This window comes from Caballeronia grimmiae (assembly GCF_022879615.1).
Lineage (GTDB): Bacteria > Pseudomonadota > Gammaproteobacteria > Burkholderiales > Burkholderiaceae > Caballeronia > Caballeronia grimmiae.
This window is the reverse complement of the sequence record NZ_CP084271.1, coordinates 1,491,433-1,508,500: the sequence shown is the minus strand read 5'-3', so window position 1 is coordinate 1,508,500 and position 17,068 is coordinate 1,491,433. Positions and strand designations below refer to the sequence as shown.

The following is a 17,068-nucleotide window of genomic DNA, read 5'->3' as shown; positions in this document are numbered from 1 at the left end:
GCGGGAGTGTATCGCACGGCCGCCCCGATTCGTCATTTTGGCGCACGGCTGCCACTGGGCGGCGTCCGGCCGCGCCGCGCGAGTGTCGCCGATGCTGGCTTAACGGACGCTTATCGGCGGCGAGTCGACGCTCACGCCTCGATCAGCAACGCGGCCGCGACGCGCCGGCCTTCGGACATCAGGATGTTGTAGGTCCGGCAGGCCGCGCCGAAGTCCATCGTTTCCACGCCGATGCGGTGCTTCGCGAGTTGCGCGACGAGGCGCGGATGCGGAAAGCGCAGCTTCGTGCCGCTGCCGAAAATCACGACTTCGGGCGCGGCCTCGACGAGGGCCTCGAAGTGTTCGGGGGTGAGCGCGTCGAACGACGAGACCGGCCAGTTCGTCACGGGCGCGTCGGGCATCACGAGGACGCTGCCTTCGTGCCGTTGCAGATTGATCGCGACGAAACCGTCTCCGTAACTCGTGATCGTATTGAGTGCGCCGCTCGATTCCTGATGAAGTTTCAAAACGAAGTTCCGGCAAGAGAAGAAGGGCGGACGCGGCTCCGAGGCAAGGCTGCGCGGCTAAGTTCGCGGCGCGCTTTGGTGCATTGCGGAACCGGGCCATAATCGGTAAATTATAACTTTCCGGCCGCACGGTCTGCTTGCGCGGCAACCGTTGCGCTCGCCTGCCGCCACAAGCCGCCATCGACACGCAATCCGGCCGGCAGCGCCCGCGCCCTATCTGGCGGGGCGTCATCCGCAGCGCCGGAAGGCGTGAAATCCTGGCCGTGTCGGTTCCGCACAACCCCGTATCACCCGCTTTCGTCGATACTTCCAAGCGGTGCGCCGGCGTCCGCGCGTATCGCCGCGGCGAGCCGCGCCGCAAAAACCGCAAGCACGCCGCAAGAACCGCACCGTATTTGTCCATCATCAGAGCCGCCCGCCGTGAAACCGATCCTCAAATCCAATAAGCTGCAAAACGTCTGTTACGACATTCGCGGACCCGTGCTCGAACACGCGAAGCGCCTCGAGGAAGAAGGGCATCGCATTATCAAGCTCAACATCGGCAATCTCGCGCCGTTCGGCTTCGAAGCGCCGGACGAGATCATTCAGGACATGATCCGCAATCTGCCGGGCTCGTCGGGCTATTCGGATTCGAAGGGCGTCTTCGCCGCGCGCAAGGCGATCATGCATTACACGCAGCAAAAGGGCGTGACGGGCGTGGAGCTGGACGATATCTACATCGGCAATGGCGCGTCCGAACTGATCGTGATGGCCATGCAGGCGCTCCTGAACGACGGCGACGAAGTGCTGCTGCCCGCGCCGGACTATCCGCTGTGGACGGCGGCCGTGAGCCTTTCGTCGGGAACGCCGCGCCATTACATGTGCGACGAGAGCAACGGCTGGATGCCCGATCTCGACGACATTCGCGCGAAGATCACGCCGAACACGAAGGCGCTCGTCGTCATCAACCCGAACAATCCGACCGGCGCGCTGTATTCGGACGAACTGCTGCAAGAACTGATCGGCATCGCGCGGGAGCACGGGCTCATCGTTTTCGCCGATGAGGTCTACGACAAGATCGTGTACGACGGCAAGACGCACACGTCGATGGCCGCGCTCTCGGAAGACGTCATCACGGTGACGTTCAACAGCCTGTCGAAGAGCTATCGCTCGTGCGGGTATCGCGCGGGCTGGATGGCGATTTCCGGGCTGATCGAAGAAAATCGCCGCCGCGCGAAGGACTATCTGGAAGGTCTCGGCATTCTGGCGTCGATGCGCCTGTGCCCGAACGTTCCCGGTCAATATGCCATTCAGACGGCGCTCGGCGGCTATCAGAGCATCAACGACCTGATTGTGCCGGGCGGGCGTCTTTTCAAGCAGCGCGACCTCGCGTACGACATGCTGACCGCCATTCCGGGCGTCACCTGCGTGAAGCCGCAGGCCGCGCTCTACATGTTTCCGAAGCTCGACCCGAAGATGTACCCCATCGCCGACGACCAGCAGTTCATCACCGACCTGCTGCTCGAAGAGCGCGTCCTGCTCGTGCAGGGCACGGGCTTCAACTGGCCGACGCCGGACCACTTCCGCGTGGTCTTCCTGCCGAACGTCGACGACCTGGCCGATTCGATCAATCGCATCGCGCGCTTCCTCGACGGCTATCGCAAACGGCACTCCGCTTAATCTCTCTATAAAGACTCGCGCAGTATGGAACCGATCAAAGTAGGACTCTTGGGCTTCGGCACGGTTGGCAGCGGCACGTTCACGGTGCTCAAGCGCAATCAGGAAGAAATCAAACGGCGCGCGGGACGCGGCATCGAAATCACGCGCGTTGCCGTGCGCACGCCGGCGAAGGCGCAGGCCGCAGAGGGCGTCGCGATTACCGATGACTTCCGCGCGGTCGTCGACGATCCTTCGATCGACATCGTGTGCGAAATGATCGGCGGAACCGGCTTTGCGCGCGAACTGGTGTTGCGCGCGATCGCCAACGGCAAGCATGTCGTGACGGCGAACAAGGCGCTGCTCGCGGTCCACGGCACGGAGATCTTCGAGGCGGCGCGCGCGAAAGGCGTGATGGTCGCGTTCGAAGCGGCGGTGGCGGGCGGCATTCCGATCATCAAGGCGCTGCGCGAAGGGCTGACGGCCAATCGCATCGAAGCCATCGCGGGCATCATCAACGGCACGACGAACTACATCCTGTCGGAGATGCGCGACCGGGGCATCAACTTCGCGACCGCGCTCAAGGGGGCACAGGAACTCGGCTACGCCGAAGCCGATCCGACCTTCGACATCGAAGGCGTCGACGCCGCGCACAAGGTCACGATCATGAGCGCGATCGCGTTCGGCGTGCCGGTGCAGTTCGATCGCGCGCACGTCGAGGGCATCAGCAAGCTTGCGGCCATCGACATCCGCTATGCGGGCGAGCTCGGCTATCGCATCAAGCTGCTCGGCATCGCGCGGCGCACGGAGAAGGGCATCGAGTTGCGCACGCATCCGACGCTGGTGCCGGAGAAGCTGCTGCTCGCCAACGTCGAAGGGGCGATGAACGCGGTCGTCGTCCAGGGCGATGCGGTCGGCACGACGCTCTACTACGGCAAGGGCGCGGGCGCGGAGCCGACGGCGTCGGCGGTGGTCGCGGATCTCGTCGACGTGACGCGCCTGCATACCGCCGATCCGGAGCATCGCGTGCCGCATCTCGCCTTCCAGCCGGATAGCCTGTCGAATACGCCGATCCTGCCGATCGAGGACATCACGAGCGGCTATTACCTGCGCCTGCGCGTGGCCGATGTGACCGGCGTGCTCGCCGACATCACGCGCATTCTCGCGCACAAGGGCATCTCCATCGACGCGCTCCTGCAGAAGGAATCCGAGCAGGTCGACGGCGGCAACAAGGGCGAGACGGACATCATCCTCATCACGCACGAGACGGTGGAAAAGAACGCGAACGCGGCGATCGCGGAGATCGAAGCGTTGTCCACGGTCGTCTCGAAGGTTACGAAACTGCGCATGGCAGTGCTGCACTAAACAGGTACGCGACATGAACTACATTTCGACGCGCGGCGCCGGCACGAACGAGCGCCACACGTTCTCGGACATTCTGCTGGGCGGCCTCGCGAAAGACGGCGGCCTCTATCTGCCGGCCGAGTATCCCCGCGTATCCGCCGATGAACTCGCGCGCTGGCGCACGCTGTCGTACGCGGACCTCGCGTTCGAAGTGCTGTCGAAGTTCAGCGACGACATTCCCGCCGACGACCTGCGCTCGCTCACGCGCAAGACGTACACCGCGCAGGTCTACAGCAATGTGCGCCACGAAGAAGCCGCCGTGCAGATCACGCCGCTGAAGACGCTGGGCGTCGAGAATGGTGCGCCGCTGTCGCTGCTGGAGTTGTCCAACGGGCCGACGCTCGCCTTCAAGGACATGGCGATGCAACTGCTTGGCAATCTCTTCGAGTACGCGCTGGCCAAGCACGGCGAGTCGCTGAATATTCTCGGCGCAACCTCGGGCGATACCGGCAGCGCCGCCGAATACGCGATGCGCGGCAAGACCGGCGTGCGCGTCTTCATGCTGTCGCCCCACAAGAAGATGAGCGCGTTCCAGACGGCGCAGATGTTCTCGCTGCAAGACCCGAACATCTTCAACCTGGCCGTGGAAGGCAACTTCGACCAGTGCCAGGACATTGTGAAAGCCGTCTCGAACGACCACGCGTTCAAGGCGAAGCACAAGATCGGCACGGTCAATTCGATCAACTGGGCGCGCGTCGTCGCGCAGGTCGTCTATTACTTCAAGGGCTATTTCGCCGCGACGAAGACCAATGACGAGCGCGTGTCCTTCACGGTGCCGTCGGGCAACTTCGGCAACGTGTGCGCGGGGCATATCGCGCGCATGATGGGGCTGCCGATCGAGCAGTTGGTCGTCGCGACCAACGAAAACGACGTGCTCGACGAGTTCTTCCGCACGGGCGTGTATCGCGTGCGGGGCGCGGCGGAGACGTATCACACCACGTCGCCGAGCATGGACATCTCGAAGGCGTCGAACTTCGAGCGTTTCGTGTACGACCTGCTCGGCCGCGATCCGGCGCGCGTGTTGCAGCTTTTTCGCGACGTCGAAGAGAAGGGCGGCTTCGATCTGGCGGCAAGCGGCGACTTTGCGCGCGTGAAGGAATTCGGCTTCGTGTCGGGCAAGAGCGGTCACGACGATCGCGTGCAAACCATCCGCGACGTCTTCGAGCGCTACGACACCATGATCGACACGCACACCGCCGACGGCGTGAAGGTGGCGCGCGAAAACCTCAAACCCGGCGTGCCGATGATCGTGCTCGAAACTGCGCAGCCGATCAAATTCGGCGAGACGATCCGCGAGGCGCTCAATCGGGAGCCGGAGCGTCCGGCGGCATTCGTGGGACTTGAAAAACTGCCACAAAGGTTCGATATCGTTCCGGCAGACGCAGCCGTCGTGAAGGCGTTCATCGCCGAGCGCACCTGAGTTTCCAGATTCGCCGCTGTGACGCGCGGGGCGCGGTCCGGAAAGGGCCGCGCCCCGCGCTGCTTTTATCGCGGCGCTGACGCTCTGTCTGCCGCGTGCGCGGTCCGGGCCGCCGCCCCGCTTGCGCCGCAACGCCGGAAAGCCCGGCTAAAAGCTGCTAAACTCTTAGGTTTTTCGTCGTACACCATTCAAAAGGACGCGCCGTGCTGTCTACCGCCAATATCACCATGCAATTCGGGCCGAAGCCTCTCTTCGAGAACATTTCGGTCAAGTTCGGCGAAGGGAACCGCTACGGCCTGATCGGGGCGAACGGCTGCGGCAAGTCGACCTTCATGAAGATCCTCGGCGGCGACCTGGAGCCGAGCTCCGGCAACGTCATGCTCGAGCCGAACGTGCGCCTCGGCAAGTTGCGCCAGGACCAGTTCGCGTACGAAGACATGCGCGTGCTCGACGTGGTGATGATGGGCCACACAGAAATGTGGGCCGCGATGACCGAGCGCGACGCGATCTACGCGAACCCCGACGCCACCGACGACGACTACATGCGCGCCGCCGAGCTGGAAGCGAAGTTTGCCGAATACGACGGCTACACGGCCGAAGCGCGTGCGGGCGAACTGCTGCTGGGCATCGGCATCAATATCGCCGATCACACCGGGCCGATGAGCAACGTCGCGCCGGGCTGGAAACTGCGCGTGCTGCTCGCGCAGGCGCTGTTCTCGAAGCCGGACGTGCTGCTGCTCGACGAGCCGACCAACAACCTCGACATCAACTCGATCCGTTGGCTGGAAGACGTGCTGAACCAGTACAACTCGACGATGATCATCATCTCGCACGATCGACACTTCCTGAACCAGGTCTGCACGCACATGGCGGACATGGATTACGGCACGCTGAAGGTCTATCCGGGCAATTACGACGACTACATGCTCGCCAGCACGCAGGCGCGCGAGCGTCAGCAGGCGGCGAACGCGAAGGCGAAGGAACGCGTGGCCGACCTTCAGGACTTCGTGCGCCGCTTCTCGGCGAACAAGTCGAAGGCGCGTCAGGCGACCAGCCGCCTGAAGATGATCGACAAGATCAAGATCGAAGAATTCAAGCCGTCGTCGCGGCAGAATCCGTTCATCCGTTTCGACTTCGAGAAGAAGCTGCATAACATCGCGGTCGTGGCCGATGGCATCACCAAGAAATACGACCGGACGATCTTCGAGAACTTCAGCCTGAGCGTGCAGCCGGGCGAGCGCATTGCGATCATCGGTGAAAACGGCGCGGGCAAGACGACGCTCCTCAAGTCGCTGAAGGGCGCCGTGGAACTGGACGGCGGCTCGGTCAAGTGGGCTGAGAACGCGAACGTCGGCTACATGCCGCAGGACACGTACGAAGAGTTTCCGAAGGACGAGACGCTGACCGAGTGGATCGACCAGTATCGTCAGGAAGGCGACGACGACCAGATGGTGCGCGGCACGCTCGGCCGGCTGCTGTTCAACGCGGACGACATCCGGAAGAACGTGAAGGTGCTGTCGGGCGGCGAGAAGGGCCGCATGATCTGGGGCAAGCTGATGCTCGGCCGCCACAACGTGCTGCTGATGGACGAGCCGACCAATCACATGGACATGGAGTCCATCGAATCGCTGCAGATCGCGCTGGACAAGTACGAGGGCACGCTGGTCTTCGTGTCGCACGACCGCGAGTTCGTGAGCGGGCTGGCGAACCGCATCATCGAAGTGCGCACGGATGGCACGCTGCGCGACTTCGGCGGCAATTACGAAGATTTCCTGACGAGCCAGGGCATTCAGTAAGAATCCGCAGGTTAAGACGCAGAATCGAAAAAAGCCGCTTGCGCGGCTTTTTTCGTTTGGAGCGCGGGTTTTGTCGTTGCCGGCAAGCCCGCAACTGCGCGTTCACTCCACCGAAAGGCGTCTCAAAGCTTGTCGTTTCTGAAGCGCATTGCCGTTCCCTCGCGCGTGATCCGCTCCCAGATCGCGCGCTTCTCTTCATCGTTCAGAAAGACCCAGTTCGATACTTCGCCGGCCGTGCGGCCGCAGCCTTTGCAGACGTCGTCGAAAAGCGTGGAGCAAACGCCGATGCACGGGCTGTCGGGGAGGTCGTGGAGAATCGAAGCCATGAGCGTAGAGGTCGGGAAAAAAAAGAATCAGCGGGCAATACTGTAGCCTATCCGCGCGATCCAGTGATGGCGCTGGTTGTAATCCAGAATGTCCTCGCCATAGCCGTTGAAGTAGCTGACGAACACGTATCCGCCCCAGGCGCTGCCGATCAGCTTGGCGAGCGGATATGTCACGTTCGAATCGATGCTGCCGTACCAGTGCTTCGTGCCCTTGCGCAGCGTGGTGGCGAGTTGCCAGCCGTCGGGGCTGCCGTATTTCACGAGAAAATCGACGTAGCCGCGATAGTCGGCGATATCCTCGTTGCCGCTCTTCGACAGGTAGTAATAGAACTTCGGCGACAGCGTCAGGTGATTGCTTGCGATATCGCCGAAGTCCCACGTCGGGCGCACGAACGCGATGTTGATCGCACGCGACTCGTCACCGCTCTTGCCATTCGATTCATGCCCGATGCCCGCCGCCACGCCCATGCGCGTGAAGAGCGGGCTTTTCCAGCCGGTGTCGTCGACGGAATAGAAGACTTGAGGTTGATAGCTCGTGTCGCGAAACGGAGCGGACGGCGCGGACAGGTTCCAGATGGACGTCTGCGTGTATGCGAAATAGAGGTTGTCGAGAAAGCCCCGCGAGCGCGGATCGTCGGGCAGATGCAGCCGGTACTTGAAGCTGAACTGGAACTTGGCGAGGTTGTCGCCGTTCTTGCCATCGGCGAAGTAGATCGGATCGAAGGTCGAGAAGCGGCCCGCGAGCATCGTATCGACGGTGGCCGGCGTCGTGTCGACCTGCGCAGCGGCGCTCGCCAGTTGCGCGGGCGTCGCCGCTTGCGCTTCGCGTTTTTCGGCCGCAACGACCTGCGTCTGGTTCTCGCCCCGGTTCAGCGTGACGAGCATCGGCGATACGTCGAATCCGACCGGATCGATCTTGACCGTGCCGCGCGCCGACTCGGGCCACGGCGCCGAATAACGCACCCGGCGATACTGCCCCGGCGCCAGGCGCAGACGATCGGGCGTCGCCGCATCGCGGGTCAGCGCGAGCGGCGCGGGCGGCAAATCGCCGTTCGTCAGTTGCACGGTGAGTTGTTTCGGCAGGTCGACGGTGAGCGGCTTTTTGTCGTCGTCGGTGTAGAGCAGCGTCAGCTCGAGCGGTTGCGAGGCAGCCGCTTCGCGCGGCGGTTGCAGCACTGCGACTGTCGCTTGCGCGTTGGTCGCCATTACGAGAAGCGCGAATGCGAGACGCGCGTGGCGTCGAACAGGCGGGAACGGGAGCATCGGTGAATCCAAAGCCATCAGGCGGGCATCCTTTGTCGAAGAGCGACGGTGCGCGACGAGCGTCATCGTAACTGCGCGTCGCGAAACCTGCCTGTTACAGCGCAAACGTCATTACCCGACCGCGGCCTGCCACAACATCGAGGCATTGAGCACCACGATGAGCCCCGCGCACGTCCACGCGAGCGCGAGCGGCACCCGCGCGACGCGCCAGCGGCCCATCAGACCCGCATCGGAGGCGAAGCGCACGAGCGGAATCACCGCGAGCGGCAATTGCAGGCTCAACACTACCTGCGTGGCGACCAGCAGCGCGTTCGAGCCGTGCTGGCCGAAGCTCGCCACAGCCGCGAGCGCCGGGCCGATCGCCAGTCCGCGCGTGAGCAGCGCCCGCGCCCAGCGAGCCATCTTCAGTTCGAGGAAGCCCTCCATCACCGCCTGGCCCGCGAGCGTGCCGGTGACGGTCGCGTTGAGTCCGCACGCGAGCAGGGCCGTCGCGAACGCGATGCCCGCCCAATGACTGCCGACGAGCGGCGCAATGAGCCGATGCGCGTCCGCCAGATCGTCGACCTGCGAATAGCCGGACGTATGGAACACCGCCGCCGCGACGATCAGCAGCGACGCATTGACGATGAACGCAATCGCGAGCGAGGCAAACGTGTCGATGTTCACGCCGGTGAGCGCATCGCCGATGGTCTCGTCGTCCCGCTGCGGCGCATGGTGCTTCACCAGCGACGAGTGCAGATACAGGTTATGCGGCATCACCGTCGCGCCGAGCACGCCGGCTGCGAGCCAGAGCATGCCGGCATCGCGCAGCAGCGCCGGCGGCGGCGCAAAGCCCATGAGCGCGTCGTGCCAGACGGGATGCGCGAGAACAAGCTGAACCACGAAGCAGAAGCTCACGAACAGAATCAGCGCGGTCACGGCGCGTTGCAGAGGCCGCTTGCCGCCGCGTTGCAGCGCGAGCATCGCGAAGGTGCCGACGGCAGAGCACAGCACGCCTGCCGTCAGCGAGAGTCCGAACAGCATCTGCAACGCGACCGCGCTGCCGACGACTTCGGCTACATCGCACGCAATGATCGCGACTTCGCACGCGAGCCACAAGACGACGGTCGTGCGCCGGCTATAGCGCTCGCGGCAAAGCTGGGCGAGGTCGCGCCCGGTGACGACGCCCACGCGCGACGCGACCCACTGCAGCAGCATGCCCATCAGGCTCGCGAGCAGGACGACGAAGAGCAGTTGATACCCGTAGCGCGCGCCGCTCGACAGCGCCGTCGCCCAGTTGCCGGGGTCCATGTAGCCCACGGCGACGAGCGAGCCTGCGCCGGCAAACGAGTACCAGCGGCCGCGTGCACGGCGAGGCCGGTCGTCGCGCGCGCCAGAGGCCGGCGACGGCGCGCCGGACTTGGCGTTGGATAGCTGGGCAAGCGCGGACGGATTGGTGTTCATGCGGACGTTGGCCTCGAATAGCGGTGCAACGGCGCACTCGGGCGGCGGCGGGAACGCCGTGCCACGGTAGCGTGCGTTGCGGGTGATGGCGACGCTTTTCGCGACGCACGTCGAAATGGCTAGCAACGACTGTTCCGCTGGCTATTCGTCAGGCTTGCGCGTTCCCTTTATTCGCGATGCCGGCGAGCGGCGCGGCACAGGAACGGCCGTCACGAATAATGACATCGCAGAGCGTCCGCACACTGTCGTTCCACTTGAGCAAAGTGGTTTTATCGGGTGCCGCACGGCGGGATTAGGGGCTAAAATGCGCGCACTTTCCGTGGGCGGCAACGGCCAGGCGCAGCGCGAGGAGCGCTCGCTTCGTGTGCTTTGCGCGACAGGCGGCGCATTATTTTTTGTCGGCCTTCGGTTTAATGGTAGTTTTCGGGTTTTTAGGGGCGCTGCGAGCGGCACGCGCACGACAGAATCGCGCGGCGACGTCGTCGACCAAGTCGGACAAGGGAGAAAAGAGATGAACGGAAAACTGGCGGCTTGCGCTTCGAAGCGAGTCAGGCTGGGACAACTCGCGGGTGCGCTCGCCTGCGCGGCGATGCTGCTTCCGCTCGCGGCATCGGCGAAAGACACGCAGCTCAACGTGTACAACTGGTCGGACTACATCGCCAAGGACACCATCCCCAACTTCACCAAGCAGACCGGCGTCAAGGTGAAGTACGACAACTACGACAGCGACGATACCCTGCAGGCCAAGCTGCTGACCGGCAATTCCGGCTACGACATCGTCGTGCCGACGAGCAATTACGCCGGCAAGCAAATCGCCGCGAACATCTTCTCGCCGCTCGACAAGTCGAAGCTGCCGAACCTGAAGTATCTCGATGCCGAACTGATGAAGCTCGTCGCGGGCGCGGACCCGGGCAACCAGTACTCGGTGCCCTGGGCTTACGGCACGACCGGCCTCGGCTATAACGTCGACAAGGCCAAACAGATTCTCGGCGCGAACACCGCGCTCAACAACTGGGACGTCCTCTTCAAGCCCGAGAACATCTCGAAGCTGAAGGCGTGCGGCGTCTCGGTGCTGGATGCGCCCGACCAGATGTTCGCGGCGGCGCTGCACTACCTCGGCAAGGATCCGATGAGCACGAATCCGGCCGATTATCGCGAAGCGCTCGCGATGCTCAAGAAGATTCGCCCGTACATCACGCAGTTCAACTCGTCCGGCTATATCAACGACATGGTCGGCGGCGATATCTGCTTCGCATACGGCTGGTCGGGCGACGTGGTGATCGCCAAGCATCGCGCGATCGAAGCGAAGAAGCCGTTCAAGATCGAGTACTACATTCCGAAGGGCGGCGCGCCCGTGTGGTTCGACGTGATGGCGATCCCCAAGGACGCGAAGAACAAGGAAGCCGCGCACGAGTGGATCAACTACATCGAGACGCCGCAGGTTCATGCCGCGATCACCAACGCGGTGTATTACCCGAGCGCGAACCTCGAAGCGCGCAAGTACGTGGACAAGGACGTGGCGAACGATCCGGCGGTGTATCCGCCGCAGGACGTCATCAAGACCTTGTTCCTGCTCAAGCCGTTGCCGCCGGAAATCCAGCGTCTGCAAACGCGGCTGTGGACCGAATTCAAGTCCGGCCGCTGAGTTGAAACAGCCGGTTATTCATTGAAATGACGAAGCCCTCGGACCTCCGGGGGCTTTGTTCGTGATCCGTCGAACGCCGGCGGAGTCGCGGACGACAGATGCAGGAGTCGAACAGGCAATCATGAGTGAGCAGTCGAGCGCGTTGAAGGCAGCGCCACAGTCGGGAAGCGCGTCATCCGGTCAGAGCACGGGCGACGACTTCGTGAGGATCGTCGATGTCGTGAAGAGGTTCGACGAAACAGTGGCCGTGAAGGGCGTGAATCTGTCGGTGAGAAAGGGCGAGCTATTCGCGCTGCTCGGCAGTTCGGGCTGTGGCAAGTCGACGCTTCTGCGCATGCTCGCGGGCCTCGAGTCCGTGACCGAAGGGCAGATTCTGATCGATGGCGAAGACCTCGCGAGCATGCCGCCGTATCGCCGGCCGGTGAACATGATGTTCCAGTCGTATGCGCTTTTTCCGCATATGAGCGTGGAGTCGAATGTCGCGTTCGGACTGAAGCAGGAGGGCGTGAAGGGCGGCGAGTTGAAAGACCGCGTGCACAACGCGCTGCAGCTCGTGCAGATGGCGCAGTATGCGAAGCGCAAGCCGCACCAGCTTTCCGGCGGACAGCAGCAGCGCGTCGCGCTCGCGCGCAGCCTCGTCAAGCGCCCGAAGCTGTTGCTCCTCGACGAACCGATGTCCGCGCTCGACAAACAGATTCGCCAGCGCACGCAGATCGAGCTCGTCAACATTCTCGATCAGGTGGGCGTCACGTGCATCATGGTGACGCACGACCAGGAAGAGGCCATGACGATGGCCAATCGCATCGCCGTGATGAGCGAAGGCCGGATCGTGCAGCTCGGCACCCCGCACGAAGTCTATGAGTATCCGAACAGCCGCTTCTCGGCGCAGTTCATCGGCTCGACGAATCTATTCGATGGGAACGTCGTCGAGGACGAGCCGGATCATATCTTCATCGAATCGCCGGAACTGCCCGTGCGCCTCTATGTGAGCCACGGCATCACCGGGCCGCTCGGCATGCCGGTGACCATCTCGGTGCGGCCGGAGCGCATCGCGCTCACGCGCAAGCCGCCCGAGGGCGCGTTCAACTGGGGCCGCGGCAAGGTGACGAACATCGCGTATATGGGCGGCTATTCGCTCTATCACGTGATGCTCGAAAGCGGCAAGACGGTGGTCGCGAACGTGACGAGCCTCGCGCTCGGCGAGATCGATTCGCCTACCTTCGACGACGAAGTCTACGTGCGATGGAGCGCGCAGGCGGGCGTGGTGCTGACATCATGAAGATCGCCGAGCGTCTGGGTCTGTCGGGCCGCACCGCGGTCATCGCCGGGCCGTACCTGTGGCTGCTGCTGCTGTTTTTCGTGCCGTTCCTGCTGGTCGTGAAGATCAGTTTCGCGGACAGCCAGCTCGGCATTCCGCCGTACACGGAACTGCTGACGATGAAAGAGGGCGTGATGAACATCGCGCTCGATTTCTCGCACTACGCGTTTCTGCTGACCGACAGCCTGTACTTCGCGACGTACATGAATTCGCTGCTGGTCGCGGCGGTATCGACGGTGCTGTGCCTGCTGATCGGCTATCCGATGGCGTATTACATTGCGCGGTCGAATCCGGAAACGCGCAATCTGTTGATGATGGCCGTGATGCTGCCGTTCTGGACGTCGTTTCTCATTCGCGTGTATGCGTGGATCGGCATTCTGAAAAACAACGGATTGCTAAACAATTTCCTGATGTCGATCGGTCTGATTCATTCGCCGATCGAGCTGTATCACACGAACATCGCGGTGTATATCGGCATGGTGTACTCGTATCTGCCGTTTCTCGTGATGCCGCTTTACGCGCATCTCGTCAAAATGGACCTGACCTTGCTCGAGGCCGCCTACGATCTCGGCGCGAAGCCGTGGAAGGCGTTCTTGCAGATCACGCTGCCGCTGTCGAAGAACGGCATCATCGCGGGCTGTCTGCTCGTGTTCATCCCGGCGGTGGGCGAGTACGTGATTCCCGAACTGCTCGGCGGCGCGGATACGCTAATGATCGGCCGGGTCATGTGGAACGAGTTCTTCGATAACGCCGACTGGCCGATGGCCTCCGCCGTCACCTGCGCGATGGTGCTGTTGCTGCTCGTGCCGATGGCGCTCTTTCAGCACTTCCAGGCGAAGCAACTGGAGGAGAAGCGATGATCAAGCCGAGCCGTTCGCTGCAGGTCACCTCACTCGGGATCGGGTTCGCGTTCCTGTATATCCCGATCATCAGCCTGATCGTCTATTCGTTCAACGATTCGCCGCTCGTCACGGTGTGGACGGAGCCTTCGTTGAAGTGGTATCGCGCATTGTGGACCGACGAGGAACTCATCAACGCGGCGTGGCTGTCGCTGCGAATCGCGTTTCTGACGGCGTGCGCGTCGGTCGTGATCGGCACCTGGGCGGGCTTCGTGCTCGCGCGCATGGGGCGGTTTCGCGGCTTCACGCTGTACACGGGCATGATCAACGCGCCGCTCGTGATTCCCGAAGTCATTCAGGGCATTTCGCTCCTGCTGCTGTTCGTCGAAATGGCGAAGCTGATCGGCTGGCCGGCGGGACGCGGACTGTTCACGATCTGGGTCGGGCACGTGATGCTGTGCATTTCCTACGTGGCGATCATCGTGGAATCGCGGGTGCGGGAGTTGAATCCGTCGCTGGAAGAAGCGGCGCTCGACCTCGGCGCAACGCCGCTGCGCGTGTTCTTTTCGATCACGCTGCCGCTGATTTCGCAGGCGCTCGTCGCGGGCTGGCTCTTGTCGTTCACGCTGTCGATCGACGATCTCGTGCTATCGGCGTTCCTGTCCGGACCCGGCTCGACGACGCTGCCGCTCGTCGTGTTCTCGCGTGTGCGTCTCGGGCTGAATCCGGAGATGAATGCGCTCGCGACGTTGTTTATCGCGCTGGTCACGGCGGGCGTGATCGCGGCGAATTACTTCATGCAGCGAAGTGAGAGAAGGCGGCTCGCAGCGGTGATGTGATCGCGAAGCGGCCCCTTCATGACGGGCCGCTTCGTCTCGTGGCGATCAGGCGTGGGCCAGGTGCCGTCCGAAGGTCGCGGCATCGGTGTTGGTCCCGCACAGCAGCACGCCGACGCGCTTGCCTTGCAGGCGTTCACGCAACGGGCCGAGCAGGGCGGCCGTGGCCGCCGCGCACGCCGGTTCCACCGCGAGCTTCAACTCGTTGAACAACTGCTGCATCCCGTGCCGCAATGCGTCGTCCGACACGGTGACGACTTCATCGATATGGCGCCGGCACAACTCGTAGCTGTACTGCTCGGTATGCGGCGCCATCAGCGAATCGGCAATGCTGTGCATCGCGCCCATCTTCACCGTATGGTTGGCGGCGAAGCTGCGGCTCATCGCGTCCGAACCTTCCGGCTCGACGCCGTACACATGCAGCGACGGATTGGCGAGACGCATTGCCGTCGATACCCCCGCAGCCAGCCCGCCACCGCCGATCGGCAGAATCACCGCTTCGAGATCCGGCGCCTGTGACGTCCATTCATAGCCGAGCGTCGCCGTGCCCAGCACCGTGCGATAACCATTGAACGGATGCACGAAGAAGCGTCCTTCTTCGGCTTCGATGCGCCGCACGATCTCGAACGCTTCGGCGACGTTATCCGCAAACACGACGTCCGCGCCGAAGCGGCGGCATAGCGCGACGCGCGCCGGGCTCGCGTTCTTCGTGATGACGACCTTAGCGCTCACTTCCATGCGTTGCGCCGCATACGCGACCGCGACCGCATGATTCCCCGCTGATACGCAGGTCACGCCGGCAGTGCGCTCGTCGCTGTCGAGTGCAAGGAGGTTCGAAAACGCGCCGCGCGCCTTGAAGGTGCCGCTCGCCTGCAGCAGTTCGAATTTGAACGTGACCGGCGTGCCTTCGAGCGTCGGAAAGTCGTGACGTTCGAAGACAGGCGTGCGCGCGACCCAGGGCATGAGCGCCATGTGCTGCTCGGCGATGTCGTCGAGCGTTGGGATGGGCGTGCCGTCGATCGTATTGTCGGAATGCTGCGTGGCTGTGGACATGGCTCTTGTTGATCCGAAGATTCAGCGCGCCTGCGCTTCCACCGACATGCTGTGAATGAACTTGCCGAGGAACGCTTCGCACGCGGCAAGCTGCTCGAGCGAGACGTACTCGTTCGCCTTGTGAGCCTGTTCGATGTTGCCCGGCCCGCACACGATGCTCGGCACGCCGGCGAGCGCGAAGAGTCCCGCTTCGGTGCCATAGGCGACCTTGCGCTTCTCCTGATTCTCGGTGAGCGCGCGCACGAGTTGGGTGATGGCGGCCTGCTCGGTCGCGTCGAGTCCGGGCGCGGATGCGATCTTCGAGAATTCGATGGCCGCGTTGCCGTTCTCCTTGAGCATCGTCGGCACGAGTGTCTCGCGTGCATACGATTCGATGCGGGCGAAGATGCGCTCGGGGTCCATCGTCGGCAAGTTGCGGAATTCGAAGTCGAAACTGCATTCGGCGGGCACGGTGTTGATCGCGTTGCCGCCCTTGATCGTGCTCGTTTGCGCGGTGGTGAAGGGCACGTCGTAGAGTTCGTCGAACGGGCCTTGGGCGCGGAATTCGTCGGCCACATCGCGAATGAAGCAGATCAGCCGCGCGGCGTATTCGATTGCGTTCAGGCCTTTCGGCGTCAGCGACGAATGCGCTGCCGCGCCGCGCACGCAGCATCGGAATGCGTTGATGCCTTTGTGCGCGATGATGGGGCGCATCGACGTGGGTTCTCCGACGATGCAGCCGTCGGGCCGCACGCCACGCTTTTGCAGGTCCGCGATCATCAGCGGGGCGCCGGCGCAGCCGATTTCTTCGTCGAAGGAGAGTGCGAAGTGGATGGGCTTGGCGAGTCTGGTTGCCTGCATCGTCGGGAGCATGGCGAGGGACGCGCCGATGAAGCCTTTCATGTCGCACGAGCCGCGTCCGTAGAGCAGGCCGTCGCGCACTTCGGGCTTGAAGGGATCGCTCGCCCAGTCCTGTCCGTCGACGGGCACGACATCCGTATGACCTGAGAGCACGATGCCGCCGTTCGTCTCGCCGTCATGCGCCGGCACGGTCGCGAAGAGGTTGGCCCACTTGCCGCGCGGATCGGTCGTGATCGTCGATTCGATGCCCGCGGCTCGCAGTTCGTCGCGCACGGTTTCGATCAGGCCGAGGTTGGGATTGCGGCTCACCGTGTCGAAGGAGATCAGCCGTTTTGTCCACGGCAGGGATTTCAGGTCTTGCGAATCGGAGGCTTCGAGATGCGCCGAGGCAGCGATCTGTGACATTTTTTTACTCCTGCGGGTAGGGGTTGATCATAGCGCAAAGTTTTGGTGCTGGCCTGTATAGGGGGCTTTGGGCGTGGGCGTTTTTTTGCGTGGCGGTTCTTCTTATCTGTGAACTTGTATTCGTGTCGGTCTATTAGTGCGCCCCTCCCCGGGGCGGGGGTCACTTTCTTTGCTGCTGCAAAGAAAGTAACCAAAGAAAGCAGCTTTTTTCTGAACCGCCCAATGCACTGACCTGCGTGGCCACTTCGTAGAACATCGGTGGCACTCAGCTTGTAGACAGCCTTGAATCACCTTCCGCGCCCGCTGAGCACCACGTCCTCCGAGCCCCTTGGCTCGTCA

At 63.0% G+C, this 17,068-nt stretch carries 14 protein-coding genes; 8 read left to right on the top strand and 6 right to left on the bottom strand.

All coding sequences use genetic code 11. The features are described 5' to 3' along the window. Window positions 1-131: 131 nt before the first annotated feature. The gene (locus LDZ21_RS07145) at window positions 132-506 is read right to left on the bottom strand and encodes an Mth938-like domain-containing protein (RefSeq protein WP_244792347.1); all 375 of its coding nucleotides are present in this window, start codon (window positions 504-506) and stop codon (window positions 132-134) included. A gap of 420 nt (window positions 507-926) precedes the next feature. On the opposite strand from LDZ21_RS07145, the gene LDZ21_RS07140 reads away from it, so the two are divergent. The 4 genes from LDZ21_RS07140 to LDZ21_RS07125 all read left to right on the top strand — a co-directional run bounded on the left by LDZ21_RS07140 (window position 927) and on the right by LDZ21_RS07125 (window position 6,761). Then, window positions 927-2,165: a pyridoxal phosphate-dependent aminotransferase gene (locus tag LDZ21_RS07140; protein ID WP_174447237.1), complete on the top strand. Its 1,239-nt coding sequence runs from the start codon at window positions 927-929 to the stop codon at window positions 2,163-2,165. 24 nt (window positions 2,166-2,189) lie between these two features. Next, the gene (locus LDZ21_RS07135) at window positions 2,190-3,506 is read left to right on the top strand and encodes a homoserine dehydrogenase (RefSeq protein WP_244792345.1); all 1,317 of its coding nucleotides are present in this window, start codon (window positions 2,190-2,192) and stop codon (window positions 3,504-3,506) included. 13 nt (window positions 3,507-3,519) lie between these two features. Beyond that, on the top strand, window positions 3,520-4,965 hold the full coding sequence (thrC, locus tag LDZ21_RS07130) for a threonine synthase (protein WP_244792343.1): 1,446 nt from the start codon (window positions 3,520-3,522) through the stop codon (window positions 4,963-4,965). 203 nt (window positions 4,966-5,168) lie between these two features. Beyond that, on the top strand, window positions 5,169-6,761 hold the full coding sequence (locus LDZ21_RS07125; RefSeq protein WP_244792341.1) for an ABC-F family ATPase: 1,593 nt from the start codon (window positions 5,169-5,171) through the stop codon (window positions 6,759-6,761). 122 nt (window positions 6,762-6,883) lie between these two features. Here the strand turns inward: LDZ21_RS07125 and LDZ21_RS07120 are convergent, their stop codons facing one another. The 3 genes from LDZ21_RS07120 to LDZ21_RS07110 form a co-directional block, all read right to left on the bottom strand. Next, on the bottom strand, window positions 6,884-7,087 hold the full coding sequence (locus LDZ21_RS07120) for a DUF1289 domain-containing protein (protein ID WP_035967438.1): 204 nt from the start codon (window positions 7,085-7,087) through the stop codon (window positions 6,884-6,886). Window positions 7,088-7,114: 27 nt separating this feature from the next. Then, window positions 7,115-8,293 (bottom strand): phospholipase A, encoded by a 1,179-nt coding sequence (locus tag LDZ21_RS07115; protein WP_244794791.1) that lies wholly within the window; start codon window positions 8,291-8,293, stop codon window positions 7,115-7,117. 168 nt (window positions 8,294-8,461) lie between these two features. Continuing rightward, on the bottom strand, window positions 8,462-9,793 hold the full coding sequence (locus LDZ21_RS07110; protein ID WP_244794790.1) for an Nramp family divalent metal transporter: 1,332 nt from the start codon (window positions 9,791-9,793) through the stop codon (window positions 8,462-8,464). Between the two features lie 589 nt (window positions 9,794-10,382). Between LDZ21_RS07110 and LDZ21_RS07105 the strand changes: the two genes are divergently transcribed. The 4 genes from LDZ21_RS07105 to LDZ21_RS07090 all read left to right on the top strand — a co-directional run bounded on the left by LDZ21_RS07105 (window position 10,383) and on the right by LDZ21_RS07090 (window position 14,434). Further along, window positions 10,383-11,438, top strand: coding sequence for a polyamine ABC transporter substrate-binding protein (locus LDZ21_RS07105; protein WP_244794789.1), 1,056 nt, complete (start codon window positions 10,383-10,385; stop codon window positions 11,436-11,438). A 121-nt stretch (window positions 11,439-11,559) separates the two neighbouring features. Continuing rightward, a complete protein-coding gene (locus tag LDZ21_RS07100; protein ID WP_244792339.1) occupies window positions 11,560-12,717 on the top strand; it encodes an ABC transporter ATP-binding protein in 1,158 nt (385 codons plus the stop codon). Then, window positions 12,714-13,616, top strand: coding sequence for an ABC transporter permease subunit (locus LDZ21_RS07095; RefSeq protein ID WP_035967480.1), 903 nt, complete (start codon window positions 12,714-12,716; stop codon window positions 13,614-13,616). The genes LDZ21_RS07100 and LDZ21_RS07095 overlap by 4 nt, the downstream gene beginning before the upstream one ends. Continuing rightward, window positions 13,616-14,434 (top strand): ABC transporter permease subunit, encoded by an 819-nt coding sequence (locus tag LDZ21_RS07090; protein WP_244794788.1) that lies wholly within the window; start codon window positions 13,616-13,618, stop codon window positions 14,432-14,434. The genes LDZ21_RS07095 and LDZ21_RS07090 overlap by 1 nt, the downstream gene beginning before the upstream one ends. A gap of 45 nt (window positions 14,435-14,479) precedes the next feature. On the opposite strand, the gene LDZ21_RS07085 is transcribed toward LDZ21_RS07090, so the two are convergent. Then, the gene (locus LDZ21_RS07085; RefSeq protein ID WP_244792336.1) at window positions 14,480-15,484 is read right to left on the bottom strand and encodes a threonine/serine dehydratase family protein; all 1,005 of its coding nucleotides are present in this window, start codon (window positions 15,482-15,484) and stop codon (window positions 14,480-14,482) included. Between the two features lie 21 nt (window positions 15,485-15,505). Next, window positions 15,506-16,729 carry an acetylornithine deacetylase gene (gene argE / locus LDZ21_RS07080; protein WP_244792334.1) on the bottom strand — a complete coding sequence of 408 codons (1,224 nt, stop codon included), beginning with the start codon at window positions 16,727-16,729 and terminating at the stop codon, window positions 15,506-15,508. Window positions 16,730-17,068 lie beyond the last annotated feature (339 nt).